This is a genomic window from Robinsoniella sp. (assembly GCF_034124845.1).
Window position 1 is genome coordinate 1 of the sequence record NZ_JAWYAJ010000168.1, and the last position, 10,838, is coordinate 10,838.

General features: G+C 40.0%; 9 protein-coding genes. 1 reads left to right on the top strand and 8 read right to left on the bottom strand.

Annotated elements, in window-relative coordinates; all coding sequences use genetic code 11:
* From ACH2DQ_RS07935 to ACH2DQ_RS07950, 4 genes are all read right to left on the bottom strand, one after another.
* The coding region (locus ACH2DQ_RS07935) for an ABC transporter substrate-binding protein (RefSeq protein WP_395026267.1) at nucleotides 1–666 on the bottom strand (666 nt) is incomplete at its 3' end.
* Nucleotides 667–744: 78 nt separating this feature from the next.
* A complete protein-coding gene (locus ACH2DQ_RS07940; RefSeq protein ID WP_394912502.1) occupies nucleotides 745–2,370 on the bottom strand; it encodes an ABC transporter permease subunit in 1,626 nt (541 codons plus the stop codon).
* A gap of 4 nt (nucleotides 2,371–2,374) precedes the next feature.
* Entirely contained in the window at nucleotides 2,375–3,151 is a 777-nt protein-coding gene (locus ACH2DQ_RS07945; protein ID WP_394912503.1) for an ABC transporter ATP-binding protein, read from the bottom strand.
* Between the two features lie 260 nt (nucleotides 3,152–3,411).
* Nucleotides 3,412–4,290 carry a MurR/RpiR family transcriptional regulator gene (locus ACH2DQ_RS07950; protein ID WP_394912504.1) on the bottom strand — a complete coding sequence of 293 codons (879 nt, stop codon included), beginning with the start codon at nucleotides 4,288–4,290 and terminating at the stop codon, nucleotides 3,412–3,414.
* A 476-nt stretch (nucleotides 4,291–4,766) separates the two neighbouring features.
* Between ACH2DQ_RS07950 and ACH2DQ_RS07955 the strand changes: the two genes are divergently transcribed.
* Nucleotides 4,767–5,438: a DUF3298 and DUF4163 domain-containing protein gene (locus ACH2DQ_RS07955; RefSeq protein ID WP_394912505.1), complete on the top strand. Its 672-nt coding sequence runs from the start codon at nucleotides 4,767–4,769 to the stop codon at nucleotides 5,436–5,438.
* 43 nt (nucleotides 5,439–5,481) lie between these two features.
* Here the strand turns inward: ACH2DQ_RS07955 and ACH2DQ_RS07960 are convergent, their stop codons facing one another.
* The 4 genes from ACH2DQ_RS07960 to ACH2DQ_RS07975 form a co-directional block, all read right to left on the bottom strand.
* Nucleotides 5,482–7,239: an aryl-sulfate sulfotransferase gene (locus tag ACH2DQ_RS07960; protein ID WP_395026271.1), complete on the bottom strand. Its 1,758-nt coding sequence runs from the start codon at nucleotides 7,237–7,239 to the stop codon at nucleotides 5,482–5,484.
* A gap of 184 nt (nucleotides 7,240–7,423) precedes the next feature.
* Nucleotides 7,424–7,573, bottom strand: coding sequence for a hypothetical protein (locus ACH2DQ_RS07965; protein ID WP_395026273.1), 150 nt, complete (start codon nucleotides 7,571–7,573; stop codon nucleotides 7,424–7,426).
* 71 nt (nucleotides 7,574–7,644) lie between these two features.
* Nucleotides 7,645–9,720, bottom strand: a complete 2,076-nt coding sequence (locus ACH2DQ_RS07970; protein ID WP_395026275.1) for an aryl-sulfate sulfotransferase — start codon at nucleotides 9,718–9,720, stop codon at nucleotides 7,645–7,647.
* Nucleotides 9,721–9,732: 12 nt separating this feature from the next.
* Nucleotides 9,733–10,838, bottom strand: a 1,106-nt coding sequence (locus ACH2DQ_RS07975; protein WP_395026277.1) for an aryl-sulfate sulfotransferase, incomplete at its 5' end; no start/stop codon positions are given.

Consider the following 10,838-nt stretch of genomic DNA (forward strand, 5'->3'; position numbering starts at 1 on the left):
AAATCCAATAGCGACTTCACCTGCACGCACTTTTTTGATTGGTCCTGAACCGGAGTCTTCAATATGAGGTCCCGCATTTTCGTAAATCTTAGTCAGCACATCTTTTGCCCCATCTTCACCATATGCCGATACCAGCGCCTGGATCAGCAGCCATGCGGTGGAAGATGACATGATATCCGTTACCGAAACCATATCCTTATACTGGGGATCTGCAAGGTCTTTTAAGGACTTTGGCATGGGAAGATTTTTTTCTTTCATCAATTCCGCATTTACGATGATCGCACCTTCCTGAGCTGTAATAGGGGTATAATAGGAAGGGTACTCGGTTAATGTCTTATGGTCAAATGTCAGATCTTTGAACATGCTGTTTTGCTGTTGTGCACTGTCAATGTAGAAAGAACTCATGGTTATTAAATCTGCTTCTATATTGGTTCCTTCTGCCAGAAGCTTACCTCCAAGTTCGGATGTTCCAAATGACTGCAGTATGTATTTGTCTTTGAATCCGTTGTTATCCAGGGCGTTTTTCATAGCTGTCATAGCCTCATCATCCGCATTGGAATAAATAATTACCTGATCATTCTTCTTACCGCACCCTGCCATTAAGGTTCCCGATGCCAGAATTACTCCTGCCATTAGTGCAGCTGTTGCTCTTTTCCATCTTTTCATAATATTATTCTCCTTTAGAATTTCTTTGTTTGCGACCAGTACTCCATCCTTCCAGAAACCATAGCAGCAGCAATGCTGCTATGATTTCTGACTGGATGTAGCACTAGCAAGCCACTTAAATAAAATTTTTCCAACAATATTGGTAAATAAAATTAACAGCGAAAGTACAAAGATTTCATTAAATTTTGCATAGTGCTGTAATTCTTTGATTTTAGTGGTGATTACCATCGTCCGGGCTCCAGCAATAAAAATAACCGCACTGATTGTCACCATGGCATTAATAAAATAGTAACTGAAAACTTCCAGTATTGTGGAAACTGCATTGGGCGTTACAATCCGGATGACCGTTTTAATCCAGTTATCGCCCATGAGTTTCGCAGTTGTTTCCCAGGAGGCATTCATTTTTGTCAGAGAATTCTTCATCATTAAGTAGGGTGTGGAGAAGAAATGAACGATGTTACAAATTATAATGATAAAAAATGTATTCTGCAGGCTGCTTCCTGAAAATGCAAACAGAAATGCAAGGCCCAAAACCATCCCGGGAATGGTATTTGTAATGAGGGCTATGCTCTCGATTACGCTTTTTAATTTGTTGTTAATGGTACTCCTGGCTGTAACCAGTGCAGCCCCATAGGCTGTCAGTGTCCCGCAGACTGCTGTAATCACAGCTACAAATAAAGAATTCGTATATACATTCGACAGATTTGGATCTGACAGAACATTCTGAATATTTTTCAGTGTAAACTGTATATTATAAGGCCATTCTTCCACGAATGGAACGATAAATATTACCAGGAATATGGATACAATGCAGAGCATAAAGATTCCGCTGATAATTCCGCATGCTGCATCCCGCTTTATGTTTCTTTTAATCTCAATTGCAGATATTTTATTGTACCGGACATTATATTTTTCCAAATAATGCAGAACCAGGATACTGACAATGGAAGGAACCAGCATCACTACCGCAACTACTGCTCCTTTGTTGAAATCCGGAATGCTTCCAAGCATCTGGTTATACAGCACACTTGCGATTACATCAAATTCCCCGCCTACCGATGCCGGTATTCCAAAATCCGTAAAACAAAGGAAAAACGACTGGATAAAAGATGCCGCCAAAGTCCCAAGCAATGGCCTTACAACCGTAATCCAAAAGGTGGACAGACCATTGTCACCCATGATTCTGGATACTATCATATATTTTTTATCTATAAACCGCATCGTATTGTCAATCAGCATAAAAGAAATGGGAAGTGTATATATCACATATCCTAACAGAAGTCCGTTAAATCCATATATTTCAAATAGCTGTGTTCCAAACAGTTTAGTGAGAAGTCCCTGTTTACCAAACGAATAGATAATGGCAAATCCGTATGTAATCGTCGGCAGTAGCATGGGTAAAACTGCTACTCCTCTAATAATTTTCTTATAAAATGATGCAATATTGGTATAGTGAATGGTATATGCCATAAAAAATGCCAGCAGCGTTGTGACAGAAGCACTGACTCCCGCAATCAAAAAGCTGTTTCCCACGGCTTTTCCAAATCCCCTGCCGGTAAACACTGCCTTATAATATTCCAGGCTGATACCGGAACCGCCCAGGATGGACTTTAATAAAAGCTGTACAACCGGTACTGCCAGAAAGATCACAAAAAGCAGTGCCAGCAGAATAAATACAACTTTAACTTCTTTATTCTTTTTCATAACCCTATACCGCCTGTGAAACGAAATTGTTTTTACCCGGCATTTGGAATAAAGTAAAAATATTATTTCTCTTAATTTCTAACTGATTTAATATGAAGTTTTTCACAAAATCATTTTCCGGTTTCTGAATAATATCCTCCGGTTTGCCATACTGGGAAATACCGCCTTCATTCACGATCAGTACACGGTCTGACAATGTCAGCGCTTCTTCCGGATCATGGGTTACGATAATCGTTGTAAGATGGTATTCTTTTGCAATGGTTTTGATTCTTTCCTTAATGGATTCCTTAATTACCCCGTCTAAGGCACTCAGCGGCTCATCCAGTAACAGAATCTTTGGTTTCATTACCATGGTCCTCGCCAGAGCCACCCTCTGTTTCTGACCGCCTGAGAGCTGATCAATCTTCTTTGACAGATGCTCCCTGAGCCCCAGCAGGTCGATTAATTCCTCCACTTCATTTTTAGAAGCGATCAGCGGCTTATTTTTTAAACCGTATGTAATGTTCTTATATACATTCAGGTTGGGGAACAGCGCATAATCCTGAAATACAATATTGAATCCGCGCTCTTCCATCGGTACATAGGTAATGTCCACATCGTTAAAAATAATTCTTCCGTTATCCACATCGGTAATTCCCAGAATTAAATTTAAAAGCGTTGTTTTTCCGCATCCGGACGGTCCCAGGATTGAAACAATCTGGCCATCCTCTATTTCTAAACTGATATCCTTCAAAATACTGACTCCATCATAGGACTTATTTACCTGATCTAATTTTAACATTACAATACTCCTTTACTTTTCAACACTGATTTCCTTTGAACACCGCCATTATAGCAATGCACTCGCCAAATAACAATAAAATCCAGTTCAATTCTTTGTAAAGTTATTGTAAAATAGGTACAAAAAAGGAACCATATCTTTGTAGTTTTTCTACAAAAATCACAGTTCCTAATTTATGCTTCAACTTGTTTTTCACAGAGGCTTTCCGAAACTATCCCGGAGATTTCAAGAATGTTTACCGGCACCTGACGGTATCTGATTTACGCATCATAGGCTTTATCACGAATAATGCGTCCGCTCTTATCCAGCTGTCTGGCATATTTATCATAATCGCTTAAAATTATTCCAAGATAAATCATATCCACCAATGCCAGCTGGGACGCCCTGGAAAAGATGGCATCTCCATATAGTAACTGATCATGGGTGGTGCACAGGGTAATATCCGCATATTTACTGATCAGGGCATTTTCAAAGTTAGTGATGACGATGGTCTTTGCCCCGCTTTTTTTTGCGATCCGCATAACATCTACCGTATCTTTGGAACTGCCGGAATAAGAGATTCCAATTGCCACGTCTTTTTGGGTTAAGTTGCTGGCACAGATTCTCTGCAGATAATAGTCGTTAAAGCTGCGGCATTTCAACCCCAAATAGAGAAGCTTTGTATACAGGTCACTGACGGTGGTTCCTGAATTTTCCACGCCGTAGACATCTATTAAGTCTGCATTGGCGATAAGGTCCACCACCTGGCTGTATTTTGCTGTTGATATACATTTCAGCGTATTTTCCATCACCTTGATCGTGGTAGCGATTGTTTTTGCCGGAACCTTATCCACAGAATCAGACGCATTCAGCCGATACCCGTACATGGCTGATATCCCGTCTGACGGCGCCTTCACATCCTGTGCCATCTCTTCCACAACGGCATACTTAAATTCCCGGAATCCATTAAATCCCAAAGCTTTCACAAAACGCAGAATCGTGGGCTGGCTTACCCCCGCATTTTTTGACAAATCTGTAAGAGACATTTTTCCAACCCGGTCTAATGACCCTAATACATAATCTGCCGTCCGCTTCTCTGATGTCCGCAGAGATGCATACACCTCTTCAATACGAAAACTGATTGTTTCTTCTAAACGCATACTGATACCTTCTTCCTGGAGTGTATTTTAAAATTGCTTTCTGACTCATACCTATCACAAGATGCATATCACAATCTGTGGGAGATTTGTCCCGCATAATAAACCTCGTCGTAAAATACGTATTCTGAATTTGGGGCACATCTGCCGCAAAGTGAGGCTGCAGTAGCAGAAATGAATTTTAAGCACGCTCTGGACTTTGTAGAAAAACTACAATATTCCATGGTTGAATATCTTAAATATATTTTCCTGCCTGTCTGTATTTTACATGAATCAGAGAAAATGTAGTGTAAAATCTTTGTAAAATCTGCTCCCTGTCCTGTTTTTATCTGTGGATTCCAGCGTTTCAATCAAATTTGGGGCCCTAAATCCGGTTACTCTATTCGAAAGTTTCCATTCTTTTCTACTGGAATGTCCCTGAATTTTTATCAAAAGCTATATTTTCTCATATAATAGAAAAAAATGAATGAGTTGGAAAAATGGTTACTGTGGAAGACTTTTTACTGGAAGATACCCTATATTTTGAAAATACTCCTGTTCTATCTTATACAATTAATTACCCGCAGCTAAAAAACGGATGTAACAATGAAGCGCTCATCAAAATTAATAAATATTATGTAACAAGGGCCAGTGTCTATGAAAATGAGTGCCGCACCAATTTGTTTAAGGAAGCCTCAATGCAGCTGCAGTACACAAAGACACACGGATACCCTTTTCTTCCGGACGAGGTAGATATCCGGTATAAAGTAACATTCAATGAAGACTGTATTCTGAGTCTCTATTTTGATCATTATATGTTTACCGGCGGAGCTCACGGTTCTACTCTGCGCTACTCCAACACCTGGAACTTAAATACCGGACATTTGATCCACCTGAAGGATTTCTTTGAACCGGGAAGCGATTATAAAAGCTATGTTCGTAACCGGATCAATGAAATGATCAGCAAGCAGTTGGAAAGTTCTGTTTCCCATCCGGATTATTTCAAAAATCACGAACAAAATGTAGCGATCTCCTTCTCTCCGGATAATTTTTATTTAACGCCGGAAGGTATTGTAATCTATTTTCAGCAATATGACATTGCTCCCTATTCCAGTGGTATAATTGAATTTACGATTCCTTATGAAGAAGGGATGAAGTTTTGGGAAAAATGATAAAAAGAAAGGGAAACCCTTTAGTTAAGTTTCCCTTTCTTAGTTATTTTATAGTAAATGACTGATCAATTGATACATACCGCTCCTGCCACATGACATAAATCTCATATTCATCGGGCGCCAGCTTACCCAGAGGAATTGGAACGGAATACACAAAGTCAGTCTCTGACTTGGTTTTCAGATCGGAAATGTCATAAACGTATGTCTGATCTTTTCCGGCCAAAATAACCTGGGTAAAAGCATGATTCCGGGCTCTGAACAGCAGAATATCTTTATAGAGGGCGACACTCATCTCTTTCATTTCATCGGATGAAAGGATGTCTGTGGGTGGTTCTGCCTTCTCGTTTACTTCTACCGGTATTCGAAGGGTTCCTTTTAAATAAAAATCCGTTACATTTACATCGTCAATACAACTGTTTAAATCAACTTTTATGGAATAGCTTCGATAGAAGTTGTGGTCAATATAGTACTGATTCAACTTTTCTCCGCTTTCATAATCATATTCTATGACCCTTCCATAGAAGCCGCTGTCCGAATTCCCAGTATGTGCACATACAGCAAATACACGGCTCATGGCCCCGTCAAACAGAAAATTAGAGGTCACATTAGAATAGTCACATTCGTACACGTGATCCTGCACAACCGTCATTTTCTGAGGATCTATAGTATATGATTTTACATAAGAAAAACCGGTATCATCAAAATAATCTACATTTCGATTCGAAGCATTATGATTATCAAACATCATCACATGAATTGTATCTGGATTTCCGTCCAGGTCTTCATCCAACTGGTAGACTGTATGTGGCTGATAGTGCCACTGAATATCTCCCTCCGTCTGCAATACCTTATCTTCCAGACCGGTTCCTTCCCAGAATCTGGGGTTCCCAAGAATCCATTCAATTTCATTTGTGCTCCAGTTAATCTTTATCGCAGAATGAAGATTCCTGGGATTTACGATTACAGAATCTGTTTTATCGTCATAAGAAAACGTATTGGTATGGGCCCAGTCAGATTTACTGACATATCCGCTATCTTTAAACAGTTCTTTTAAGTCCAGTTCTTTTACGATCTCCCCTGTTTTTCTGTCATACTCCTGAAGTAAATCCTGTACATAACCCGCCCCGGAATCAGATAATACAAGTAAATTGCCATCCGTTTCTTTTTCTTTAATCTCATGATGTGAGCCTGAATTAAAGAAATAGTCCTGGTATACCCTTCCTGTTAGATCAATTTCATGGAACTGTGCCGATCTTGGCTTACCGCAAGTGGGCATTAACGTATCTTCTGATTCGATCAGAAAATGTCCATTGGTAAGGGGATATCCTCCAAAAGTAGCACCCGGCTTATTCAGAAGGTACCACCTGATATCCCCATTGGAATCAAAACCATAGAGGTAAGGTGCTGCTCCCCCCGTTACAATCATTAATCCCATTGCAGAAACAGTCATCTTTTCTTCTAATTTCACGACATCCTTAAGTTCATCAGGAAGAGATTCCGTTTCTATATTAATTGTGTTTGATTTTATTACCTTGCCGTCAGCATCCAGTTCTTCCAGCAGTACCTCATTATCCGTATCTGCGTACAAGCCGACAATGGGTACTTTATGCTGAGTAGCTGCGTCTAAAGTATCAACGATATTATTTTCTTCGTCTTTTCCTTTCACCGTAACCCTTACCGAAGCCTCCTGGTCTCCGGTGTAAACCACCAAAGCAGTGAGTGGTGCATTCTGATAAGGATTCTGGACAACGAAAGGTTCTTCAAATGTATAGTTACCGGACTCAAGTTCGTCCTGAATCATTAGATCAACCTGATATGTATTTTCTTCCAGACTCATGACCAACGGAATATCTGTTGTTATGTTTTCCCCGGTTTTATCGTTTCCCTGGATCAGCGTGATTTCCTGTTTATCAATTTTATACTTTACCAGCTGGGGACCTTTTTCTTTTTTATTGGTTCTCGTGTCAATGAACTGCTCTTTTTGTTCATCTGTATATTCCCCTTCGGTTGTTCTCCTGCTGTCCCGCCTTATCTGACGCTTTGCTGTCCCTTTTTGCAGTGGAGCAGCCGGAAATGCCTAATGCAGCTACTACGGTAATGATACACAGCTTATTTCTGATAAATTTATGCTTCATCGTTTTCACCCCATAAAAATAGCAAAGAGTATATTACCTAAAGTAGGCATATACTCTTTGTCTGCTTCATACTAAAATTTCACCTGGTATCCAGTATCGTATACATTGCCATCCGTCTGAATATAGACATGATATGTCTTGCCTTCCAGCCCTTTCCCGGAAACTGTTGCAGACATATTTAAAAGTGTAGAACCATCATCCTGCTTTACAGGCATCTGTCCTAAAGTATATACCTTCTGATTTCCTTCTTCGTCTTTCAATACTACAAAGCCAGGTTGAACTTCTTCATTTTTACTGGTCAGAATTCCACTGAACATCATACCAAAAGGTTTCTGAACAATGCTCCAGGATGCATCTCCTGCCACTGCATCTTCACAATTGACTTCCTGCTCTGCAGTCTGGGTAACACCCAGATCTCCAAGCCACTGTCCCTTCGCAGTCAGATCCAGATATGGGTTGTTTTCCTGATACATGGAAACTCTGATACTTCGGTAAACAAGACCTGGTATTACCATTTCAAATACCAGCTTATTATCCTTTACCTCATTGATGTATGCCTGTTTTGTAACATTTCCAGAGAGCTGATTCATAGGAGATACATCATAAGTATTATTTTTGGTGTCAAACATATTTCCACCCGATGTTATCCAGTAATCGTTCTCTCCGATATAATCAGCACCGCTGATAAAGGAAGAATACCACTCAGCACCTCTTTCCTTTCCATATTCCCAAACCTGTTCAATTGTCATATCCGCCGTGTTCAAGCGATATACAACTGCTCTGGAATATACCTGGTCACCAGATACAGCCGCATCCGGATTCGTTGCCTTAGAACTGGAATCACCGTTATCAAATACCATTACATCTACATTTGGAAGCATGGTAACATTATGCTGTGCATACTGCCATTCAAAGTTTTCTCCTACTGGTGTAAAGAAGTATTTGGAGTCAACCGTAGTCCAGCCATCGGGATTACCCATAACCCAGCTTAACGTTTTATCGGTTTTATTTACACCGATTACTGCATCTACGTGACGTCCGGATAGTAAAATGGTATCGGTTGCCTCGTCATACCACAGCGCGTTATTATGGAACCAGTCTTCTTCTGTCCGGTTCAAGGAACCGCCGTCTTCCGGATTCAGAATATCTTCCAGCTGAAGTTCCCATACCACTTCTCCAGTGGTTCTGTCTAACTCTACAATCCGGTCTTCCACTTTGGAAAAATCCGTACTACAGCTTCCAACCAGCAGATTGCCGTTTGACATTTCAAACATTGCATGATGGGATCCGCCCGGGATACTATATTCATTATAGATTTTTCCTGACAGATCAAATTCTGTGAGTCCGGACATATAGTATAACGGATGAATCAGGGTGTCCGTCAGCGCCATAAAATGCCCATTGGAAAGCTGCTTAAACGGAAGCCCGGAAATCTTCATATACCATCTGATATCACCTTTGCTGTCATATGCTGCGATTTCATTCGCTCCGCCGCCGGATGCAAAGGTAAGCTTTGAAAAATCATAAGCCGTATCATCCAGTGTTGTTACTTCTGCCTTGTTTCCGATAGAAGTTTCTAACGCTTCTGTTGTAACTGTCAGGGTTTTCTCTGTTCCATCATCCAGGGTAAGCGTAACCTCATTATCCCTTCCGGCATACAGTCCATAGATGGGTATAATATGAGTAGTCTCTTTTCCAAAGGTTCCTTCTATATTATCCTGCTCCTGATCTCCCTTTACTAAAAGTTTTACTCCGGTAGCTTCTTCCGTATTAAAGATAGCCACAGCCGTTAACGGAGCGTTTCCATAGGGATTAACCACAACAAAAGGTTCTTCAATGGTATAGCCGTTCTGTACTTCCGCCATAAGCTGCTCGTCAACCTTTGCCTGTTCAGCCAGATTGTCCACTAACGCAACTGTTTGTAAATCCGATGATTCTTTCACCTCAGTCTCCGCTTCGCTGTCCTTCTCCGTTGCCGCTGCAGTATCTGTCTGAGTCGTTTCCGTCTGTGTTGCTTCCGTTGTTTTGGACTCCTGTGTTTCCGCCGCAGCCGGTGTCTCCTGAGTAGGTGTACTTTTGCTGCTGCAGGCTGTTGTCAGGCACAATGCCCCTGTTAATATCCCCAACATTACTAATTTTCTTTTCATTTTCTCCTCCTGCTAAGAAATAGTTATGGACTGATTTAAATTAAAATACTCATCCTGGCACATAATATATATGTTATATGTATCATCTGCAAATTCTGTTAACGGGATGGGTATTGCATAAACAAAGGAATACTCAAATCTTACCTTTATATCTGAAATATCATAGATATATGTGTTATTTTGACCGGAAAATATAACTTGTGTATAACTATGATTTTTAGCTGTAAACAACAATAAATCTTTTAACATCGCCATACTGATCTGCGCTTTTGAATCGGCCTTTAAATTTCTTTTGGGTTTATCCACTTTCGCATCTACTTTAACCGGGAATCTCATCTGCCCCTTTAAGTATGTGTCCTCGACATTAACTTTCTGCAAACAACTGCTAAAATCCAAATCTATATTATATGCCCGATAATAATTATGATTAATTTTATATTGGTTTAATACTTCTTCACTATCAAAATCATACTCTGTAACAGTTCCATAAAGCCCTGTCTTTTTACTACCTGAATATGCAGACGCCGCAAACACCCTTTTATTTTCATAATCTAATAGGTAATTTGATGTAACCGGTGAATAGTCACATTCGTAAATATGATCCTGTTTAACTGTCATCTTTTCCGGATCAATGGTATATAATTTTACATATGAATTGCCTGTCTTTTCAAAGCCTTCCACTTTTCGGTTCTTATCATTGTGATTATCAAACAGCATTACATGTATAGTATTCGGATCATTGTCTATATCTTCCTCCAGCTGATACACCGTATGTGGCTGATAATGCCATTGAATATCACCCTCAGGCTGCAGAACCTTATCTTCTAATCCCGTACCTTCCCAGAATTTCGGATCCCCTAAAATCCATTCTATTTCGTCTGTGCTCCAGTTAATTTTAACTGCAGAATGCAGATTTCTGGGATTGACAATAATGGAATCTGTTTCTTTATCATAAGAAAGAGTATTTGTATGTGCCCAGTCTGCTTTGTTAACATACCCAGACTTCTTGAACAGCGGACGTAAATTTAACTCCTTTACAATTTTTCCTGTCTCACGATCATATTCTTGTAAAAGATCTTTTAAGTATCCATTCCCTGAATCGGATAATACAAGCAGAT